This is a genomic window from Allosphingosinicella sp. (assembly GCF_059502505.1).
Window position 1 is genome coordinate 285,604 of record NZ_JCACEU010000019.1, and the last position, 19,072, is coordinate 304,675.

A 19,072-nucleotide genomic window follows, 5' to 3' on the forward strand; every position below is an offset into this window, starting at 1 on the left:
CCATGACCCACCTCCTGCTCATCATCAAGCTGGCTGGCGAGCGCGTCGCAATCCCTGCCGAAGACGTCGAATCCGTCGTCGAGATCGAGGGGCTGACGCCGATCCCCCGCGGGGCACCTCATGTCGCCGGTCTCACCGCACTCAGGAGCCGCGTGCTGACGGCGATCGACTGCTTTGCGTCGCTGGAGCTCGGCTGCTCACACGTCGAAGGGCTGAGGGATGCCATCGTCGTCGAGCTGGACGGCTACCCCTATGCGCTGATCGTCGACAGCGTCGAGGATGTACTCGAATTTTCAGGTGAGGTCCGGCCGGTCCGCACCGCGCTCGATGCCGGCTGGCGCCGCGTCGCCAAGGGTGTGGTGGACGTGGACGGCGACCTCCTTTTGCTGATCGACACTGCGGCCCTGTTGGCGGGTCCGACCGCGGCAGCCGCCTGATGTCGTTAAGACTGTCCTTACATGTTGCCGCTAGCGTGCTCGCTACGGCCGAAGTGAAGCGAGAGCGGGAATGAAAAGCTGCCTAGTCGTCGATGATTCCAAGGTGATCCGCAAGGTTGCCCGCCATATCCTCGAGACCCTCAATTTCACGGTCGACGAGGCTGAGGACGGCCGCCAGGCGCTCGACCGGGTCGAGGCGCAGATGCCGGACGTCGTCCTGCTCGACTGGAACATGCCGGTGATGAGCGGGATGGAGTTCCTCCGCACGCTGCGGCAGCGTCATTTCGAGGTGCAGCCCAAGGTCGTCTTCTGCACGACCGAAAATGATGCGGCTCACATCCGCGCGGCGATCGACGCCGGCGCCGACGAATATGTGATGAAGCCGTTCGACCGCGAGACCCTGGAAAGCAAGCTGCAGATCGTCGGGGTCGCGTGACCCCATCCCATGCGACCGCGCCGACGGCGGCGGCGGGAGCGCCGCGGCCGGCCGAGGCCCCGATCCGACTGATGATCGTCGACGATTCGCAGATCGCACGGGCCGTGCTGTCGCGGATGCTGGCGAGCCACAAAAGGTTCGAAGTCGTCGCGCTGGCGAGCAACGCCCCGGAGGCGCTCGAGGCGCTGAAGACGACAAAAGTCGACATCGTCCTTCTTGACGTCGAGATGCCCGGTACGAGCGGGCTGGACGTCCTTCCCGAAATCCTGCGGAACGGCGCCGGCGCCAAGGTGCTGATCGTCTCTTCCCATGGCGAAGAAGGTGCCGCGGCAGCCGTGAGAGCGCTGGCGCTCGGGGCGGCCGACACGCTTCCCAAGCCCGGCGTCGGCAATTTCGGCGGCCGCTTCTCCGACGTGCTTGCCGAGCGTCTGCTCAGGATCGCCGGCGCTTCGGCGCTGTCCAAGCCGAAATCGGCAGCTCCCGCGCCCGACGCTCCCGAATTCAGCCTGCGGGCGATGCCGCCTTGGAAGCTCGGCTGCCTTGCGCTCGGCGCGTCCACCGGCGGTCTGCACGCAATCGGCGAATTCCTGCGGGCGCTGCCGCCCAAGGTAGGCGCGCCGATCCTGATCACCCAGCATCTGCCGCCGGTCTTCATGCCATTCTTCGCTCGCCAGATCGAAGCGGCGTCGGGGCGGGCGTCGTCCGTCGCCGAAGAGGGAATGACCCTCCAGCCCGAGCAGGTCGTGATCGCGCCGGGCGAGGCTCATCTCGGCCTTGAGCGGATCGGGAGCGCGGTCAAGGTTCGGCTCAACGAGACGCCGGCCAGCTCCGGCTGCCTGCCTTCGGTCGATCCGATGCTGTGGGCGGTCAGCGAAGCTTATGGGAAGAGCGCACTGGCGGTGATCTTCAGCGGCATGGGCCGGGACGGGCTCGTCGGCAGCGCCCGCGTCGCCGATCGCGGCGGCGGCGTGCTCGCCCAGGACCAGCGCAGCTCCGCCGTCTGGGGCATGCCGCGTGCCGTGGCCGAAGCGGGCCTCGCCTGCGTCGTCGCCGGTCCTGCCGAGCTGGCCCGCCGGGTCGCCTCCCGCATCGAGGGCGCCCCGTGGAAGTGAACGACGCGTCGAGCCGGATCCTCGCCGGCCTGCTCGAAACCCGCACCGGCCAGCAGCTCACCATCAGCCGCCGCTGGCGGATCGAGACCGCTCTCAAATCCCTGCTGCGCGAGCGCGGCATTCGAACACTGGACCAGCTGATCGCCACCCTCGTCGCCGGCCGGGAGCCGGGCCTCGCCGAGGAGGTGGTCGAGGCGCTGCTCAACAACGAGACCTACTTCTACCGCGACCGGCAGCCGTTCGACCTGCTGCTCAAGGGCGCCTTGCCCCGGCTCCAGCAGGCGCGGCAGCGGGAGAAGAGGCTCTCCATCTGGTGCGCCGGCTGCTCGACGGGCCAAGAGGTCTATTCACTGGCGATGAGCTTCGCCGAGCAGAAGCTCCGCTGGCAGGACTGGAAGATCGACATCGTCGGCACCGACGTCTCCCGCACCGCGGTCGAGCGCGCGCGGCAGGGCCTCTATTCCCAATTCGAAGTGCAGCGCGGCCTTCCGGTCATGCAGATGATGCGCTGGTTCGACGAAGTCGGCGCCCAGCAGTGGCAGATCTCCGCCGAGCTTCAGAAGGCGGTCCGCTTCCAGGTCCACAGCCTGCTCGAAGTGCCGCCGCAGCCCAGGCGTTTCGACATCATCCTCTGCCGCAATGTCCTGCTCTATTTCGCGGGGGACACGCAGAAGGCGGTGTTCAGGCGTCTCGCCGAAGCAAGCGCTCCCGACGCCTCGCTGATGCTCGGGGCAGGGGAGACGGTGATTGGCCATACCGAGGATTTCATCTCCGATCCCGAGCAGCGCGGCCTCTACATCCGCAGGCCGGTTCAGGCCCCGCCGGCGCGCGCCGCCGTCGGCTGAGCGGCACACTCTTGACCTCGCGCGAATTTTGGCGCGCAACACCGAAACCATGCTGCAGGTCATCGACACGCCCTCGCCCAATTTCGACGAGCGCGCGCTCCCCGTTTCGATGATCGTCCTCCATTATACCGGGATGGTGGATGCGCCGTCCGCCATCGCCCGCCTGTGCGATCCGGAGAGCCAGGTCTCGTGCCACTACTGCGTGGCCGAGGACGGGCAGATCCTGCGCATGGTCAACGAGGAGAAGCGCGCCTGGCATGCAGGCGCCTCCTACTGGCGCGGCATCACCGACGTGAACTCGGCAAGCATCGGCATCGAGATCGTCAATCCGGGTCACGAATTCGGCTACCGCCCGTTCCCCGAGGAACAGATCGACGCGCTGGTGCCGCTCGTCGCGGACATTGTCGGACGCCACGGCATCACGCGCGGCAACATCGTCGGTCATTCGGACATCGCTCCCACGCGCAAGCAGGACCCAGGCGAACTCTTCCCCTGGTCCCGGCTGGCCAAGCTCCGCCTCGCGCTGCCGCGGCCGACCAAGTGCCTGATGGACCCCAATTGGACCGACGGCGGCTTCCTGCTGGCGCTCGAGCGCTTCGGCTACGACGTCAGCGACAAGCTCGCCGCGGTCGTCGCCTTCCAGCGCCGCTACCGGCCCGAGTTGATCGACGGCGAGATCGACGGCGAGTGCCGCGCGATCCTGCTCGCCCTTCTGCTTCCCAAACCGCAAGGCGACGACTAGATAGACGCGGCCAGAGGGTCGGGCGGCCGCGGCTCGCACTCGTGCGAGGCGAGGAAAGTCCGGGCTCCACGGAACGACGGTGCCGGGTAATGCCCGGCGAGGGTGACCTCAGGGAAAGTGCCACAGAAAGGATACCGCCTGGCTTCGGCCCGGTAAGGTCGAAAGGGTGCGGCAAGAGCGCACCGCGGGCCCGGCAACGGGACCGGCACGGCAAACCCCACCGGGAGCAAAACCGAATAGGGGCGGCACATGGGCCTGTTCCGGCTCGTCGCCCGGGTTGGTTGCTTGAGGGGCGGAGCAATCCGTCCCCTAGAGGAATGGTCGCCTATCCCTGCAAGGGGTGGACAGAACCCGGCTTACAGACCCTCTGGCATTTTTCCGGCTCGCGGGTGGCGCGGGGGCGGGGCCGTCGCTATCTCGGGACGATGGCCAGGCAGACGCGTTCGAACGATTGGGGATTTCCGCGCTGGCGCGCCTATGGCAGCGAGCGGGCGGCGCAGCAGGTGCGGCTGTGCGATCGGCACGGCTGTTCCGAGCCCGGTGATCGGCCAGCCCCCAAATCTCCCAACAGCCGCGACCGCTGGTATTTCTGCGAGCGGCACGCGGCCGAGTACAACCGCAACTGGAATTATTTCGAAGGCCTGACCGCCGAGGAAGCCGCCAAGCGCGAGGCCGAGGAACGGCGCGACGCCGAGAGCTTCGGCGAGACCAAATTCTACGGTTGGGGTGGCCCGGGCGACGGCAATCGCAGCCGGGACGAGATGCGAGCGCTCGATGTGCTGGAGATAGAGGGCGATCCGGATTTCGAACAGATCAAGACGGCTTATCGCCGCCTCGCCAAGGCTAGTCACCCCGATGTCGCTGGCGAAGATCCGGAAGCCGCCAAACGCTTCCAAGCGGTGCAGACGGCATATGAAGTGCTCCGCAAGGCCGAGGAACGGCGCGCGAATCTCTCGCCCTAAGGCTTGATTCTCTGCTCCGTTCGCCCTGAGCCTGTCGAAGGGCTGTCCTTCTTCCGGTGAAAGCGACGGGCAGGGCTTCGACAGGCTCAGCCCGAACGGTTTCGCTTATTCCAAAGCTTGGGGGTCAGGGCTTGGTCGTGAACATGAAGGTTGCCGCGACGTGGGCGACCGGGTCGGCCGGATCGCCGTCATGCGCGACGCCGCGGACGAAGCCGACCGACCGCGTGACCGCATAGCATTCGCCGCGGCCGAAGATGCGCCGGCCTGGCGCCGCGGCGCGCATATAATCCACGCGGAGGTCGAGCGTCGCCTGATGCCGGAAGCGGCCGAGCTTCACCCAGATCGCCATGCTGGTTGCCATGTCCATCAGGCTGATGATCGGACCAGATGCGATCACGCCGGTCTCGGCGACGCCGACCAGCTTCTCCTGATAATCGAGAGCGAGCTCGACCCAGTCGGGGCCGTGGTCGTGGTAGAGGATGCCGAGCGCGCCGCCATGGCCGACCTGGCTCGCGTAAGCGGTGAAGAGCTTCGGGTCGAAGCCCTGCATCTTGCTGAGATCCGGCCGGCTCACGCGGCGAGCCGCTCCGCCGTCTGCCGGATGAGCGCGATCATGTTGGGAATGCCCTGCGTGCGGTTGGAGCTCAATTGGCGGCTGAGGTCGAATGGTCCGAGCGCCTCATCGATGTCGGTGGCGAGGATCTCATGCGGTGTGCGGTCCTGCACCGCCTCGAGCACCAGAGCAATGATGCCCTTGGTGATCGCCGCATTGCTGTCGGCGAGGAAATGGAGCGTGCCGTCGGGCCGGGCGACGGGGTAGACCCAGACGGCGGCGGAGCAGCCGCGCACCAGCGTCGCGTCGGTCTTCAGCGCCTCGGACATCGGCTCCAGCTGCCGACCGAGGTCGATCAGCAGCCGATAGCGGTCGTCGGGCTCGAGCAGATCGTAATCGGCATGAATGTCGGCGAGACTGGACATGCGGGCCGCCTAGCAAAGCCGCCGAGGCGCGTCACCTGACGCTCTCACTCTCCGGATGCAATCGCCTCGAGCTTGCGGACGCGCTGTTTGAGGTCGGCGAGTTCGCCGTTGGGGCGCGAGCGGCGCGGACCGCTCAGCAGCTCTTGCTGCCTGAGCTCCAGCCAGCCCTGCCACCCCCTCAGCAGGGCGAGCGCACCGAGCACGAGCGCCACGAGCGCGGTGCCGGCGACGACCAGGGCCAGCTCCGGAGTCACCGGTCCCTCAGCTTCTCGATCTCACGCTCGAGGCTGTTTTCCTTCTCGACCGTGATCCGCTCCAGCACCGCCAGCCGCTCCTTCAGCTGCTTCACTTCGGCGCGGAGCTGCTGGTTCTCGCCGCTGTCGATGCCCGCTTCGGAGTCGATCTCGCCATGGCGGTTACGACGGCGGTAGCCGTGCTTCGACTTGATGATGCTCGCGAGCATTACGATCGCGACGATCAGCACCACCATCATTTGACCACCGGTCATTCGATCCTCCCTTGTTTCGCCGCGGCGCTCAGTTGAGCGGTTTGTCCCGCAGATTTTCGATCTCGTCCGCGACGACCAGGCCCTTGTCGGTGACGATGCGTTCCAGCACGCGCAGCCTCTGCTCCATGCGCTCGGTGCCGGCGGCATATTGCGCAGCCCGCTCGGCGGTGGCCGCGACCCGCAGTTCCAGGCGGCGGTCGCGATATTTGAACCAGTTGTAGAAGACGACGCTGATCGTCAGGCAGATGGCGACGATCGCGATCGCGTCGGGAAAGCCGAAGCTGTCCATCCTTACCTCCTCAGTTGACCGGGGGTTGCCGGCGGAGATCCTCGATCTCGTCCGCGAGGTGAATGCCCTTGTCGGTCACGATCCGCTCCAGCACCCGCACCCGTTGCTCCAGCCGCTCGGTATGGGCGGCATATTGCGCCGCCTTCTCGGCCGTGATCTGGGCCTCCAGCGCCATCCTTTTTTCCTGGTGCTTCAGCCAGCGTCGATAGCTGTCGCCGAGCACGCCCATGATCGTGGGGATCCCGACCACGATCACGAAGAACCAGATCCATGCCGGCATCGCGGCCTCCTCAGTTGCGTGGGACGCGCAGGGATACGATCTCCTGCGTCAGGCGATGGCTGTCGTCGGTGACGATCCGCTCGACATTGGCGAGCCGGTCCTTGACCGATCCGAGCTCCGCGCGGAGCTGCGCGTTCTCCGTGCTGAGTAGCTTGATCCGCTCCATCGATTCATCGCTGGTCTTCGGATAGATGGCCTGCCCCCAGGCGCCATCGAGCGGATAGCCATTCTTGATGCGCATCCAGGTGGTAATCACCCATCCCGCGACGCCCACACACACGATGATGGCGATGAGCGGCGCCAAGTTGGCAACGAAATGCAGCGTGTCCATGCTTTACCCCTCTTTCGGGCCGCGTGTTAGCGCAGCCCGTCAATCTCTCGTGAAATGCGCTCGGCGGGATCGGTGGCGATCCGCTCCAGCGTCGCGATGCGCTCCTCAAGCCGGCTGACCTGACCTTTCAGCCGATCATTCTCATTGGCCATCAATTCAGCCGCTCGACGCGTCTCTATCTCGCCAGTTCCGCTCCCGTCGCTCCATTCGTCAAGCGGGTAGCCGTGCTTGACGCGAAGCCAGGTGGTGATCACCCAGGCTGCCATGCACATCGCGACGATCGTGATGACAAAGGCCGGACTTCCGAAGCTCATCCCGTGTTTCCCCGTTCGGCCTTCGCTCAGCGAAGGCTCTCGATCTCCTGCGACAGCCGGCTATTCGAACTGGTGACGTAGGTCTCGACGCTCGCCAGGCGGCGATCGATCTCACGGAACTTGGAGCGCACGTCGCGCACCATCCGCTTCGGCGAGGCGCGCACGCCCTGCCAGAACTTGGCGTCATCGGCATTGCGCGGATAGAGTTCGATCGGCTTGCGCGGCGCGAGCCAGGCGGTGACGAAATAAGCAGGAAAGGTCATCCCGCCGCTGACAAAGGTCATGATGATCATGCCGACGCGGACGATGGTTACGTCAATGCCCGTATAGTCGGCGATACCGGAGCAGACGCCGAACCACTTGGCATTGAGCTTGTCGCGATAGAAGCGGGTGCGGCTCGGGTTCACTTGCGGATGCTCCTGATCGTCTGGTCCTCGATGCCGATGCTTGCCGGATCGGCGGTCAGCGAGCGCCAGTTCGGGTTCTCGGCAGTCATGATCCGCTCGACCGTCACCAGCCGCTCTTCGAGCCGGCGGGCGAGATCATGCAGCTCATCGAGCAGATTCTCGTCCTCAGTGGTGAGGGTGGCCTGGGTCTTCCACTTGGTGATGTAGTGGAAGATGATCCAGGGCAGCCCGATGAACAGGATGCCCATGACCAGGGAGACTTGCATGACGTCTTCCATCTGATCAGCCTTCCTGGCCCGAGTTGCGCTTCGCCTTCAGGGCTTCGAGCTCGGCTTCCACCTTCTCCGCATTGCGCAGCTCGGCGATCTCCTCGTCGAGCGTCTTGGGCGGCGCGCCGAGGCTCAGCGCATCGGCGCGACCCTCGGCGAAGTCGGCGTGGCGCTCCAGGATGTCGAAGCGGCTGAATGCCTCGTCGACCTTGGGGCCGGCATACATTTCGCGCAGCTTGACGCGGTTCTGGGCGCTTTCGAGGCGGCTCTGGATCGCATTCTGGCGAGTGCGGGCCTCGCGCAGCTTGGTCTGGAGCTTGGCGATGTCGGCCTCGGAGGCGCGCAGCGCATCGTCGAGCACCCCGATCTCGGCACGCAGGCTGTCGGCCATGTCGCCGGCCTTCTGCTTCTCCATGAGGGCGGCCTTGGCGAGATCCTCGCGATCCTTGGAAAGAGCCAGCTCGGCCTTTTCGGTCCAGCTGTCCTGCAGCCGCTCCAGCTTCTGGATCTGGCGCCGCATTTCCTTCTGGTCGGCGATCGTGCGCGCGGCAGAAGCGCGGACTTCGACGAGCGTCTCCTCCATCTCCATGATGATCATGCGGATCATCTTGGCCGGATCTTCCGCCTTATCGAGGAGATCCGCGACGTTGGCGGCGACGATGTCGCGGGTCCGCGAGAAAATACCCATATTCCAGAACTCCTTGATAATTACTGCGGGCCCCGGCGGGCTGATCGGACTGGCCGGCCGCGCGGGGCGCGGCGGGCGGGGCGGACGGGGCGGCGTCATGAGTCTGAGATCCTCCCGTCCGACCAATATCACATCAGACATTCGCGCGATCCGCAACCTGGCTTTGCGCATAGACGACCGGGCTGGTCTCGACCGAGCGGGCCGGACCGACCGCGGCGCCGACCGACACGGTGGTGAGAATGAGAGCGCCGATCGCGGCAGTGGCGACGCGCTGGAAATCGGTGTTGAACATTTTCGGTCTCCTCTGAACCTGTCTGGCGTTGTCCCATCCCGCCACATCGGCGGTGATGCCCATTCTTCTACAAAAGCCGTGCCAAACCGAAAAAGTCGCTGTTTTGCTTGTTTTTTGATGATCTTGGACCCTCGGAGACCAGTTTGGACTTGCCAAGCTATGGGAGAATCCACCAACATCTGGGCATGGAGCGAACCACCCAGTTAGTCGGCCAGTCATCGTCCTTCCTGGACGCGATCGAGCGTGCCAGCCGCGCCGCGCCGCTCGACCGGCCGGTGCTGGTGATCGGCGAGCGCGGGACCGGCAAGGAGCTCGTCGCCGAGCGCCTCCACCATCTGTCGAGCCGCTGGGACGGGCCGCTGGTGGTGATGAACTGCGCCGCTCTGCCGGAAACCCTGATCGAGGCGGAGCTGTTCGGCCACGAGGCGGGCTCTTTCACCGGGGCGACCAAGTCACGGGTCGGCCGCTTCGAGGAGGCGGACGGCGGCACCTTGTTCCTGGACGAGCTCGCCACCTTGTCCAAAGCCGCCCAGGACCGGCTGCTGCGCGCGGTCGAATATGGCGAGGTGACCCGCATCGGCGCGTCGAAGCCGATGAAGGTCGACGTCCGCATCGTCGCCGCCACCAACGAGCATCTGCCAAAGCTGGTCGAGGAGAACCGCTTTCGCGCCGACCTGCTCGACCGGCTTTCATTCGAGGTCGTGACGCTGCCGCCGCTCCGCCACCGCGTCAGCGACATCCCCGTCCTGGCCGACCATTATGCCCGCCGCATGGCGCTGGAGCTGGAATGGCCGCGCTGGCCGGGCTTCAGCAATGCCGCCTCGAACCGCCTGCTCTCCTACGATTGGCCCGGGAACGTTCGCGAGCTTCGCAACGTCGTCGAACGCGCCGTCTACCGCTGGGAGGATCCGGACAGTCCGATCGACTCGATTCAGTTCGATCCGTTCGAGTCTCCCTGGCGCCCTTCCGCCGGTGAGGCCCGGTCGGTGGAGCTTCCAACGGCTGCGGCGTCGGCGCCGTCCCAGCTGCCGGCAATCGCATCCGGGGCTTACGATCCGGGCTCCTGCGCAGACTTCCGCCTCGCCGTGGCCGAGTATGAAAAGGCGATCCTCGCCGCGGCGCTTGAAAAATGCCGTTGGAATCAACGCGCTGCGGCCACCGCCCTGAAACTGTCCTACGATCAGCTCCGCCACGCGCTGAAGCGCCACGAAATGATGGCGCAAGCCTCGCAAATGGGGTAGATTCGAGCTCTTGAAGGAGGGCTCGATGATGAAGTTCAAATTCCTTCTTACCGCCGCCGGGTTTATCGCCGTTGCGGCTCCTGCGGGCGCCGCGGTCACGGTGCTCGGCTCAAGCTCCGCCAGAATGTGCTACGAAGCTGCGGAGACCACCGCGATGCCCGAGCGCGGCGCGCTCGAATATTGCAACGTCGCGCTCGCCGGCGAGGCCACGGACACGTACGAGATGGTTGCGAGCCACGTCAACCGCGGCATTCTCAGGTCCCGCCTCGGCAATGCCCAGGGCGCGCTGAGCGATTTCGACGCTGCGCTGGCGCTCGATCCGAACCAGCCCGAAGCCTATCTCAACAAGGGCGTGGTGCTGATCCGGCAGGACAGCGCGGATGCGGCGCTGCCGCTCTTCACCATGGCGCTGCAGAAGAACACCAGGCGCCCTGCTTTGGCCTATTACGGCCGCGGCATCGCCCATGAGGAGCTCGGCAACCTCAAGTCCGCTTATGCCGACTACAAGCGTGCTACGCAGGAAGATCCGAAGTGGAAGGAGCCTCGGAACGACCTCGCGAGGTTCGTCGTCACGAAGTAGGCCTCCTTCGTTGCGGCTCCGGAAAAAAGGGGCTGGAACTTTGCGGTGGGAGCACTAGCTCGGGCGGGACTCAAAAGCAGGAGATCCCGCCATGGCTTTCACGCTCCCACCGCTCCCCTATGGTTATGACGCGCTCGAGCCGACCATCGACGCGCAGACGATGACGCTTCACCATTCGAAGCATCACCAGGCTTATGTGGACAAATTAAACGAGGGTGTGGGCGAGGATCCGAGCCTCGAAGGCAAAAGCCTCGAGGAGATCCTGGCGGGCATCTCCAAGGCGTCTAAGAAGGTCCGCAACAATGGCGGCGGGCACTGGAACCACAGCTTCTTCTGGCAGATCATGGGCCCGGGCGGCGGCGCCCCGAGCGGCCGTCTGCAGGAGGCGATCAACAGCGCCTTCGGCTCGTTCGATGTCCTCAAGGCCAAGTTCAACGAAGCGGGCGTCGGCCAGTTCGGCTCCGGCTGGGTGTGGCTGATCGCGGGGCCGGACGGGCGGCTCCAGGTCACCTCGACGCCCAACCAGGACAACCCGCTGATGGACGACGCACCCGTAAAGGGCACGCCGATCCTGGGCAACGACGTGTGGGAGCACGCTTATTATCTGAAGTACAACAATCGCCGCCCCGAATATCTCGGCGCCTGGTGGAACGTGGTGAACTGGGCGAAGGTCGCCGAGCATTACGAGCGGGTGGCCGCGCGCTAAAACGAGCAACCCTCTCCCCTTCAGGGGAGAGGGTGCCGCCGAAGGCGGCGGGAGAGGGGGAGTCGATGCGGGACCCGATCCTCGTCGAGCGCGCCAAATGGATGCGCGCCAATCCAACTCCCGCCGAGCTCCGCCTCTGGCACGCCTTGCGGGCGCGCCGTTTTCACGCGTTCAAGTTCCGCCGACAAGTCGTCATCGAGCGCTACATCGTCGATTTCGCCTGCCGAACGCCGATGCACGTCATCGAAGTCGATGGCGACGCGCACGACCTTCAGGGTCAGTATGACGAACGCCGGACCCGCTTTCTGGAGGGTCTCGGCTATAGGCTGATCCGCTTCCATAATGATGACGTTATACACCATCTGGGAGGCGTGCTCGCCATGCTGGAGGAGTTCGTCGACTCCCCCTCTCCCGGCGCCGCTGCGCGTCACCACCCTCTCCCCTGAAGGGGAGAGGGTTGATTAGCTCTTCAGTCGGTACCCCGTCCGGAAGATCCAGGCGACGACGGCGAGGCAGATGAGGAAGAAGCCGCTGGTCGCGAGCAGGCTCCAATGTACCGGCACGTCGGCCTGGCCGAAGAAGGTCCAGCGGAAGCCGTTGATCAGGTAGACGATAGGGTTGAACAGCGTGATCGTCCGCCATGGCTCCGGCAGCATCTCGATCGAGTAAAAGGAGCCGCCGAGGAAGGTGAGGGGGGTCACCACGAGCAGTGGGATCACTTGCAATTGCTCGAAGCCCTTGGCCCAGATGCCGACGATGAAGCCGAACAGGCAGAAGGTCGCCGCGATCAGAAGCAGGAACCCGATCATAGCGAACGGATGAGCGATCTGCACGTCAACGAACAGGTTCGCGGTGGCGAGGATCACCAGGGCCACGATCGTCGATTTGGTCGCGGCGGCGCCGACATAGCCGAGCACCGTCTCCAGCGCCGACAGCGGAGCCGAGAGGATCTCGTAGATGGTGCCGGTGAAGCGCGGCATGTGAATGCCGAAGGAGGCGTTGAAGATGCTCTCCGTGAACAGCGACAGCATCATCAGGCCGGGCACGATGAAGCTGCCGTAGGGGATGCCGTTGATCTCGGTCATGCGGCTGCCGATGGCGGAGCCGAACACGACGAAATAGAGCGAGGTGGTGATCACCGGCACGGCGAGGCCCGTCCACAAGGTGCGGGCGAAGCGGTGCATCTCGAAACGGTAGATGGCCCAGACGCCGCGGGCGTTGAATGCGGCCGGGTTCATGCCGCCCGCCTTTCGCTGACCAGGTCCACGAAGATGTCCTCCAGCGAGCTTTGGCGGGTATTGAGGTCGGAGAAGCCGATGCCGAGGTCGCGCATCCGGGAGAGCAGGGAGGGGATCCCGGTCCGCTCCGCCTTGGCATCGAAGATGTAGAGCAAGGTGTGGCCCTCGTCGCGGAGCTCGAGCCGCCATTCGCCGAGTTCGGGAGGAATGGTCGTCATCGCCTCCGTGAGGTTCAGCGTCAGCTCCTTCTTGCCGAGCTTCTGCATCAGCCTCGCCTTCTCCTCGACCAGGATGAGTTCGCCCTTGCGGATGACGCCGACGCGGTCCGCCATCTCCTCCGCCTCCTCGATATAATGAGTGGTGAGGATGATGGTGACGCCGCTCTCGCGGAGCTGGCGGACCAGTTCCCACATGTCCCGGCGAAGCTCGACGTCGACGCCCGCGGTCGGCTCGTCGAGGAACAGGATCTCCGGCTCGTGGCTGAGCGCCTTGGCGATCATCACGCGGCGCTTCATTCCGCCGGACAGTTCCTTGATCCGCTCGTTGCGTTTCTCCCAGAGCGAAAGGTCGCGCAGCACCTTCTCGACATAGGCAGGGTTACGGGGCCGGCCGAATACGCCCCGGCTGAACGAGACGGTGTCGATCACCCGCTCGAAAGCGTCGGTGTAGAGCTCCTGCGGCACGAGGCCGATCTTCGCGCGGGCCGCGCGGTAGTCGCTTATGATGTCGTGCCCGGCCGCCTCGATCTGGCCGGTCGTGGGAGTGACAAGGCCGCAGACGATGCTGATGAGCGTCGTCTTGCCGGCGCCGTTCGGCCCGAGCAATGCGAAGATCTCGCCGCGGCTGATGTCGAGGTCGACATTCTTCAGCGCCTGCAGGCCGGAATCATAGGTCTTGGTGAGACCGCGGATCGAGAGGACGGGTGCGTTCATTGGGTGGGCGGAACCGGCGGTTCCTCTTTCGTCTCGAGCTGCATGCCGTGGCGCATCAGCATCGGCACGTTGGCGAGCGCGAACAGGAAGGTGGCGGGGAGGGCGCCCCAGAGCTTGAATCCGACCCAGAAGTCGGTGGTGGTGGTCCGCCACACGGCCTCGTTGACCAGCGCCATGAAGACGAAGAACAGGGCCCAGTTGCGGGTCAGGATCTTCCAGCCCTCGTCGGACAGGCCAGGATAGGCGGTGCCGAGCACCATCTTCAGCAGATTGCGCCCGGTATACATGCCGAACAGGAGGAGACCTGCGACCATCGTATAGTAGATGGTCGGCTTGATCTTGATGAAGGTCTCGTCGTGCAGCCAGATCGTGATGCTGCCGAGGATCAGCACCATCGCGCCGGAGAACCAGAGCAAGGGTGAGATGTGCTTGTACTTGATCTTCGAGACGAGCATCGCGGCGGCGATCGCAACCATGAAGGCGATCGTCGCCGAGAAGATGCCGCGCCAGGCATTGACGGCGAAAAAGATGACGAGCGGGCCGAGATCGATCGCGAGGCGCGCGCCAGCGCTCGGGCCTTGCTGTTCCGCTTCGGCGCTCATGCTGCCGCTCCGGCGACGCCCGCGATCGCCCGGGCCGCGTGGGCGGGGTTGAAGGGACGCAGGTCGTCGATCCCTTCGCCGATGCCGATGGCGTGGATGGGGATGCCGTATTTTTCGGCTGCCGCGACGAGCACGCCGCCGCGCGCGGTGCCGTCGAGCTTGGTCATTACGAGGCCGGTGACGCCGGCCACTTCTCTGAACACCTCGATCTGGCCGAGCGCATTCTGGCCGGTGGTGGCGTCGAGCACGAGCACCACGTCGTGCGGCGCGGCCGGGTTGAGGCGGCCGAGCACGCGGCGGATCTTGGCGAGCTCGTCCATCAATTCCTTCTTGTTCTGGAGACGCCCGGCGGTGTCGACGATCAGCACGTCGATGCCCTCGGCGGTGGCCTTCTTGACCCCGTCGAAGACGAGGGCGGACGGATCGCCTCCCTCAGGTCCGGTGATGATCGGAACGCCGATCCGGTCCGCCCACACCTTCAATTGCGCGATCGCGGCCGCGCGGAAGGTATCGCCGGCGGCGAGCAGCACGCCATAATCCTGCTCCAGGAAGAGGTGGGCGAGCTTGGCGATCGTGGTCGTCTTGCCGGAGCCGTTGACGCCGACGACCAGTATCACCTGCGGGCGCGGAAAGGCGTCGATCTCGAGCGGCACTGCGACCGGCTCCAATATCTCCGCCAGTTCCTCGGCGACGATCTCCCGGACCCGCGCCTCGGTGAGATCCAGCTCGTAATGCTCCTCGGCGAGCCGCGCGCGGACTTTGGCCGCGGTCTCCGGTCCGAGGTCGGACGCGATCAGCGCCTCCTCGATCTGGTCGAGCACCCGCTCGTCCAGCTGCGCCTTGGTGAACAGGCCCGTCAGATTGTCGCCGAGCCGGTCCGACGTCTTGCGGAAGCCCGCCGTCAGCCGCTCGAGCCATCCTGCTTCGCTCAAGCGAAATCTCCGATGAGGGCGCCGCCTTCGACGCCGGTGATATCCATGATGCCGACGTTGCCCGGCTCCCGCCCACTGACGCGGACGGTCGCGAAATTCTCCGCGTGGCCGGTGCCGCCGCGCTCGACAAGAACCTGCTGTTTCGTGCCGACAAGGCTCTTCAGCCAATCGGTCTTCCGCCGCTCCGTCGCCTCGCGCAGCCGGCGCGCCCGCGCCTTGACTGCGGACGGCGTGACCTGCGGCATGCGCGCCGCGGGCGTGCCGACGCGGGGCGAGAAGGGGAAGATATGGCCCATGACGATGTCGCACTCGTCGATCAGCCGCATGCTGTTCTCGTGCATCTCGTCGGTCTCTGTCGGGAAGCCGGCGATGAGGTCGGCGCCGATCGCGATCTCGGGCCGCCGCGCCTTCAGCCGCGCCACCGTGTCCACCGCCTGGGCGCGGCTGTGGCGGCGCTTCATGCGCTTCAGGATCATGTCGTCGCCGGCCTGGAAGCTCATGTGGAGGTGCGGCATGAAGCGAGGCTCGCCGCAGATGATCTCCTCCAGCCGCGGGTCGATCTCGACGCTGTCGATCGAGGAGAGGCGGAGGCGGGGAAGGGTCGGCACGTGGCGGAGGATACGCTCGACGAGCTGGCCGAGCGTCGGGGAGCCGGGCAGGTCGGGCCCGTAGCTGGTGACGTCGACGCCGGTGAGGACGACCTCCTGGACGCCTTCGTCGACCAGCTCCTTGATGCGTTCCACGACGATCCCGGCGGGCACCGAACGGCTGTTCCCGCGGCCGTAGGGGATGATGCAGAAGGTGCAGCGATGATCGCAGCCATTCTGCACTTCGACGAAGGCGCGGGAGCGCTCGCAGAAGGCGGCGGCGAGGTGGGGGCTCTTCTCCTGCACGGCAAAGATGTCGGAGACCACAATCCTTTCCGTCATCCCGGCGAAAGCCGGGATCTCAGGGAGAGGTGGTTCGGCGCCATTGTCTCGCTGAGAGCCCGGCTTTGGCCGGAATGACGAGGGGCGGAATTTCTCGCCATTGCCGATGACGCGGCTGACTTCCGGCATGACCGCAAAGGTCTCCGGCTCGACCTGAGCCGCGCAGCCGGTGACGATCACCCGAGCATTGGGTCTCGCCCGCTTTGCGCGGCGGATTGCCTGACGCGCTTGCCGGACCGCTTCGCCGGTGACGGCGCAGCTGTTGACGATGACGAGGTCGTCCTCGTCCGAAGCGAGGCGGCGCATGGTCTCGCTCTCGGCAGCATTGAGGCGGCAGCCCATGGTGATGACCTCCACGCTCATGCGAGCGCCTCGAGGTCGATCTCACCGGTGAAGACGTGGGCGGCGGGACCGCTCATCTGGATGCGGCCGCCGCGTTCCCAGGCTATGTTGAGGGTGCCGCCGGGCAGGCGGACCTCGACCGGCGACTTGGCCCGGCCGAGGCTGATCGCCGCCACCGCCGTCGCGCAGGCGCCGGTGCCGCAGGCCTGGGTCAGGCCGGCCCCGCGCTCCCAAACGCGCAGCCGGATCGCCTTACCCTCGGCAGAGGCGACGTTGATGTTGATCCGCTCGGGGAACAGCGGATCATTCTCGATCAGGGGCCCGAGCCGATCAAGCTCGATCGCTTGCGCATCGTCGACGAAGAAGATGAGGTGGGGATTGCCGACATTGACGGCGAACGGCGTCTGAAGCGCCTCCCAGGCCACCGGCATCGCGCGCGTGTCCATCGGGTAGGCGAGGGGGATCTCCTCCCAGCCGAAGCGCGGGCAACCCATGTCGACGCTGGCGCCGGCGCCGTTGGTCACGCCGGCGATGATTCCGCCCAGCGTCTCGATCCGCTGCACGCCGCCTTCGAGCAGGGTCACGCAGCGCGCAGCATTGCCGCAGGACTGGACCTCGCTGCCGTCGGCGTTGAAGATGCGCATGCGGATGTCCGCCACCTTCGACGGCTCCAGCAGGATCAGCTGGTCGCAGCCGATCCCCGTCCGCCGATCGGCGATGGCGCGAGCGCGCCCCGCGTCGAGACTGACCGGATGCTCGCGCCCGTCGAGCACGACGAAGTCGTTGCCGAGGCCGTGCATCTTGTGAAAGCGGCGCACCATCGCCGCGCGATCTAGGGTGCGGCGGAGATCAAGTCCACCTTGGCCGCCTCACTGGCTGCGGACGGCGCGGTCCCGGTTGTTGAGGCGGCGGCGGGGCTCGGCACAGTCGCGCGCCACCGCGAGCAGGCCCTTTTCGGCGAGCAGGGTGCGGACCTCGGGGATCGGCATCGGCCGCCCGAACAGCCAGCCCTGGCCCTTGTAGTTACCGATCGTGCGCAGCCGCGCCTCGACCATCTCATTCTCGATGCCCTCGGCCGTGACTGCGAGATTGAGGCTGTCGGCGAGCCGGGTGATCGCATTCACGATCGCCGCGCTCTCCGGATTGTCGTTGATCGAGGTGACGAAGCTGCGGTCGATCTTGATCCGGTCGAACGGCAGCGCGCGGAGGTGCGCGAGCGACGAATAGCCGGTGCCGAAATCGTCGAGCGCAAGGCGGATGCCCTGGTTCTTCAATGAGCCGACGATCGACTGGGCAAGGCCGAGATTTTCGAACAGCGAGCTTTCGGTGATCTCGACCTCGAGCCGCTCGGCCGGGAAGCCGGTCTCGACCAGCAGCTTGACGATGCGCTGGGCGAGCCACGGGTCCTTGAGCTGCGACGGCGAGATGTTGACCGACATGGTGAGCGAAGGATCCCAGCCACGGGCTTCCTCGAATGCCTGGCGCATTACCGACAGCGAGAGGTCGCTGATCAGGCCGCATTCCTCGGCGACGCCGATGAACTCGTCGGGCGGGACGATGCCGCGCTCCGGGTGCTTCCAGCGGGCGAGCATCTCGAAGCCGTGCAGGCTGCCCGTGACGAGGTCGATCTGCTGCTCGAAATAGGGAACGAACTGGCCTTCCGGGATGCCGCTCCTGAGGCCTGCCTCGGTGGCGTTCCGGCTCTGGAGCTCGCGTTCCATGCTCCCGTCGAACCAGACGCAGCGGCCGCGGCCGAGCTTCTTGGCGGCATACATGGCGATGTCGGCGCGGCGCAGCAGGGGGTCGACGCCGTCGCAATCGGTGTCCGACCGCGCGACGCCGAGCGAGGCGCTGATATGGACATGGACGCCGGCCAGGTCGAACGGCTTGCCGAGCCGGTCGACGATATAATTGGCGATCGCATCGACGCCGCCGAGATTGTCGGGATCGAAGATGAAGGCCGCGGCGAACTCGTCGCCGCCCAGTCGGGCCGCGACGGAGCCGTTGGGCAGCGCCTTCTGGATCACCTCGGCGGTCGTGCGGAGGAGATTGTCGCCGGTAAGATGGCCATGGACGTCGTTGATCGTCTTGAAGCCGTCGAGGTCGACGATCAGCATCGCGACGGCGCGGTTGCGCTTGGCGGCGGCCGTGACCAGCTCGCCCACCGCCGACGTCAGCGAGCGGCGGTTGAGAAAGCCGGTCAAGGGGTCGGTCGACGCCAGCGACTGGGCACGCTTCTCGGCGGCCGTGCGTTCCACCACCTCGTGCTTCACGTCGCGATAGCGGCGCCAGCCATAGATGGTGAGGGCCACGTTGAGCAGGAGAAGCCCCGTGATGATACTGCTATTGTCGGCGCCCAGCGCGATGATCTGCCGGCGCGCGACCTCGAAATAGCCATTGCCGAATGCGGCGAGCACGAGCAGCACCGACACGGCGATGCCGATGATGATGAAGTCTTCCCCGCCGGCACGCACACCGCGCCTGTCTCTGGAGAACATGCTCGCCATTCGTTTCTCTCGTCCCCCGGGAAAAGCGGGTTCCGTGCTATCCCTTGCGGGTGAAGATGGTGTTAAGCCGCCGCGCCTTGCCTTCGCTTGTCCTGAGAGCTATGCGCCCCCACATCCACCGTCACAGGTGAACGACACGGGAGCGTCCGCGGACGCGCGCTGGCCGGCGAGGT

Annotated in this window: 29 protein-coding genes and 1 other RNA gene; 11 read left to right on the forward strand and 19 right to left on the reverse strand. The window is 65.8% G+C overall.

Annotation, left to right across the window (positions count from 1 at the left end; genetic code table 11):
- The first annotated feature begins 2 nt into the window (after positions 1–2).
- The 7 genes from AC5JBD_RS13835 (at position 3) to AC5JBD_RS13865 (ending at position 4,534) form a co-directional block, all read left to right on the forward strand.
- Positions 3–437 (forward strand): chemotaxis protein CheW, encoded by a 435-nt coding sequence (locus AC5JBD_RS13835; protein ID WP_495722398.1) that lies wholly within the window; start codon positions 3–5, stop codon positions 435–437.
- Between the two features lie 70 nt (positions 438–507).
- Positions 508–873, forward strand: a complete 366-nt coding sequence (locus tag AC5JBD_RS13840; protein ID WP_495722399.1) for a response regulator — start codon at positions 508–510, stop codon at positions 871–873.
- Entirely contained in the window at positions 870–1,985 is a 1,116-nt protein-coding gene (locus tag AC5JBD_RS13845) for a chemotaxis protein CheB (protein ID WP_495722400.1), read from the forward strand. Before AC5JBD_RS13840 ends, AC5JBD_RS13845 begins: the two co-directional genes overlap by 4 nt.
- A complete protein-coding gene (locus tag AC5JBD_RS13850) occupies positions 1,976–2,830 on the forward strand; it encodes a CheR family methyltransferase (protein ID WP_495722401.1) in 855 nt (284 codons plus the stop codon). The genes AC5JBD_RS13845 and AC5JBD_RS13850 overlap by 10 nt, the downstream gene beginning before the upstream one ends.
- 49 nt (positions 2,831–2,879) lie before the next feature.
- Positions 2,880–3,572, forward strand: coding sequence for an N-acetylmuramoyl-L-alanine amidase (locus AC5JBD_RS13855; protein ID WP_495722402.1), 693 nt, complete (start codon positions 2,880–2,882; stop codon positions 3,570–3,572).
- A gap of 10 nt (positions 3,573–3,582) precedes the next feature.
- An RNA gene (rnpB, locus tag AC5JBD_RS13860) (RNase P RNA component class A) lies at positions 3,583–3,947 on the forward strand.
- 50 nt (positions 3,948–3,997) lie between these two features.
- Positions 3,998–4,534 (forward strand): J domain-containing protein, encoded by a 537-nt coding sequence (locus tag AC5JBD_RS13865; protein WP_495722403.1) that lies wholly within the window; start codon positions 3,998–4,000, stop codon positions 4,532–4,534.
- A gap of 124 nt (positions 4,535–4,658) precedes the next feature.
- On the opposite strand, the gene AC5JBD_RS13870 is transcribed toward AC5JBD_RS13865, so the two are convergent.
- From AC5JBD_RS13870 to AC5JBD_RS13925, 12 genes are all read right to left on the reverse strand, one after another.
- Entirely contained in the window at positions 4,659–5,084 is a 426-nt protein-coding gene (locus AC5JBD_RS13870) for a PaaI family thioesterase (protein ID WP_495722753.1), read from the reverse strand.
- A 20-nt stretch (positions 5,085–5,104) separates the two neighbouring features.
- Positions 5,105–5,512, reverse strand: a complete 408-nt coding sequence (locus AC5JBD_RS13875; RefSeq protein ID WP_495722404.1) for a SufE family protein — start codon at positions 5,510–5,512, stop codon at positions 5,105–5,107.
- Between the two features lie 44 nt (positions 5,513–5,556).
- Positions 5,557–5,766 (reverse strand): hypothetical protein, encoded by a 210-nt coding sequence (locus tag AC5JBD_RS13880; RefSeq protein WP_495722405.1) that lies wholly within the window; start codon positions 5,764–5,766, stop codon positions 5,557–5,559.
- Positions 5,763–6,020, reverse strand: a complete 258-nt coding sequence (locus AC5JBD_RS13885; RefSeq protein ID WP_495722406.1) for a hypothetical protein — start codon at positions 6,018–6,020, stop codon at positions 5,763–5,765. Before AC5JBD_RS13885 ends, AC5JBD_RS13880 begins: the two co-directional genes overlap by 4 nt.
- Before the next feature lie 28 nt (positions 6,021–6,048).
- The gene (locus AC5JBD_RS13890; RefSeq protein WP_495722407.1) at positions 6,049–6,309 is read right to left on the reverse strand and encodes a hypothetical protein; all 261 of its coding nucleotides are present in this window, start codon (positions 6,307–6,309) and stop codon (positions 6,049–6,051) included.
- A gap of 10 nt (positions 6,310–6,319) precedes the next feature.
- On the reverse strand, positions 6,320–6,589 hold the full coding sequence (locus tag AC5JBD_RS13895; RefSeq protein WP_495722408.1) for a hypothetical protein: 270 nt from the start codon (positions 6,587–6,589) through the stop codon (positions 6,320–6,322).
- A gap of 10 nt (positions 6,590–6,599) precedes the next feature.
- Complete coding sequence (locus AC5JBD_RS13900) at positions 6,600–6,920, reverse strand: hypothetical protein (protein WP_495722409.1); 321 nt, start codon at positions 6,918–6,920, stop codon at positions 6,600–6,602.
- A gap of 26 nt (positions 6,921–6,946) precedes the next feature.
- On the reverse strand, positions 6,947–7,234 hold the full coding sequence (locus tag AC5JBD_RS13905; protein WP_495722410.1) for a hypothetical protein: 288 nt from the start codon (positions 7,232–7,234) through the stop codon (positions 6,947–6,949).
- 26 nt (positions 7,235–7,260) lie between these two features.
- Positions 7,261–7,641: an envelope stress response membrane protein PspC gene (gene pspC, locus AC5JBD_RS13910; RefSeq protein ID WP_495722411.1), complete on the reverse strand. Its 381-nt coding sequence runs from the start codon at positions 7,639–7,641 to the stop codon at positions 7,261–7,263.
- Complete coding sequence (gene pspB, locus AC5JBD_RS13915) at positions 7,638–7,919, reverse strand: envelope stress response membrane protein PspB (protein ID WP_495722412.1); 282 nt, start codon at positions 7,917–7,919, stop codon at positions 7,638–7,640. The genes pspC and pspB overlap by 4 nt, the downstream gene beginning before the upstream one ends.
- Positions 7,920–7,923: 4 nt before the next feature.
- The gene (gene pspA / locus AC5JBD_RS13920) at positions 7,924–8,598 is read right to left on the reverse strand and encodes a phage shock protein PspA (RefSeq protein WP_495722413.1); all 675 of its coding nucleotides are present in this window, start codon (positions 8,596–8,598) and stop codon (positions 7,924–7,926) included.
- Positions 8,599–8,731: 133 nt separating this feature from the next.
- Positions 8,732–8,890 carry a hypothetical protein gene (locus AC5JBD_RS13925; RefSeq protein ID WP_495722414.1) on the reverse strand — a complete coding sequence of 53 codons (159 nt, stop codon included), beginning with the start codon at positions 8,888–8,890 and terminating at the stop codon, positions 8,732–8,734.
- Between the two features lie 185 nt (positions 8,891–9,075).
- On the opposite strand from AC5JBD_RS13925, the gene pspF reads away from it, so the two are divergent.
- The 4 genes from pspF (at position 9,076) to AC5JBD_RS13945 (ending at position 11,863) form a co-directional block, all read left to right on the forward strand.
- Positions 9,076–10,131, forward strand: a complete 1,056-nt coding sequence (gene pspF / locus AC5JBD_RS13930; RefSeq protein WP_495722415.1) for a phage shock protein operon transcriptional activator — start codon at positions 9,076–9,078, stop codon at positions 10,129–10,131.
- Positions 10,132–10,156: 25 nt separating this feature from the next.
- The gene (locus tag AC5JBD_RS13935) at positions 10,157–10,711 is read left to right on the forward strand and encodes a tetratricopeptide repeat protein (RefSeq protein ID WP_495722416.1); all 555 of its coding nucleotides are present in this window, start codon (positions 10,157–10,159) and stop codon (positions 10,709–10,711) included.
- 91 nt (positions 10,712–10,802) lie between these two features.
- The gene (locus AC5JBD_RS13940) at positions 10,803–11,417 is read left to right on the forward strand and encodes a superoxide dismutase (protein WP_495722417.1); all 615 of its coding nucleotides are present in this window, start codon (positions 10,803–10,805) and stop codon (positions 11,415–11,417) included.
- A 65-nt stretch (positions 11,418–11,482) separates the two neighbouring features.
- Positions 11,483–11,863 (forward strand): endonuclease domain-containing protein, encoded by a 381-nt coding sequence (locus tag AC5JBD_RS13945; RefSeq protein ID WP_495722418.1) that lies wholly within the window; start codon positions 11,483–11,485, stop codon positions 11,861–11,863.
- A 15-nt stretch (positions 11,864–11,878) separates the two neighbouring features.
- Here the strand turns inward: AC5JBD_RS13945 and AC5JBD_RS13950 are convergent, their stop codons facing one another.
- Genes AC5JBD_RS13950 through AC5JBD_RS13980 form a run of 7 tightly spaced genes read right to left on the reverse strand, consistent with a single transcriptional unit; the run spans position 11,879 to position 18,899 of the window.
- Positions 11,879–12,655: an ABC transporter permease gene (locus AC5JBD_RS13950; protein ID WP_495722419.1), complete on the reverse strand. Its 777-nt coding sequence runs from the start codon at positions 12,653–12,655 to the stop codon at positions 11,879–11,881.
- Positions 12,652–13,587: an ABC transporter ATP-binding protein gene (locus AC5JBD_RS13955; protein WP_495722420.1), complete on the reverse strand. Its 936-nt coding sequence runs from the start codon at positions 13,585–13,587 to the stop codon at positions 12,652–12,654. The genes AC5JBD_RS13950 and AC5JBD_RS13955 overlap by 4 nt, the downstream gene beginning before the upstream one ends.
- Entirely contained in the window at positions 13,584–14,189 is a 606-nt protein-coding gene (locus tag AC5JBD_RS13960; RefSeq protein ID WP_495722421.1) for a septation protein A, read from the reverse strand. The genes AC5JBD_RS13955 and AC5JBD_RS13960 overlap by 4 nt, the downstream gene beginning before the upstream one ends.
- Positions 14,186–15,121: a signal recognition particle-docking protein FtsY gene (gene ftsY, locus AC5JBD_RS13965; protein WP_495722422.1), complete on the reverse strand. Its 936-nt coding sequence runs from the start codon at positions 15,119–15,121 to the stop codon at positions 14,186–14,188. The genes AC5JBD_RS13960 and ftsY overlap by 4 nt, the downstream gene beginning before the upstream one ends.
- On the reverse strand, positions 15,118–16,413 hold the full coding sequence (mtaB, locus tag AC5JBD_RS13970; RefSeq protein WP_495722423.1) for a tRNA (N(6)-L-threonylcarbamoyladenosine(37)-C(2))-methylthiotransferase MtaB: 1,296 nt from the start codon (positions 16,411–16,413) through the stop codon (positions 15,118–15,120). The genes ftsY and mtaB overlap by 4 nt, the downstream gene beginning before the upstream one ends.
- On the reverse strand, positions 16,410–17,213 hold the full coding sequence (gene dapF, locus AC5JBD_RS13975) for a diaminopimelate epimerase (protein WP_495722424.1): 804 nt from the start codon (positions 17,211–17,213) through the stop codon (positions 16,410–16,412). Before dapF ends, mtaB begins: the two co-directional genes overlap by 4 nt.
- Positions 17,214–17,261: 48 nt before the next feature.
- Positions 17,262–18,899 (reverse strand): putative bifunctional diguanylate cyclase/phosphodiesterase, encoded by a 1,638-nt coding sequence (locus tag AC5JBD_RS13980; protein ID WP_495722425.1) that lies wholly within the window; start codon positions 18,897–18,899, stop codon positions 17,262–17,264.
- Positions 18,900–19,072 lie beyond the last annotated feature (173 nt).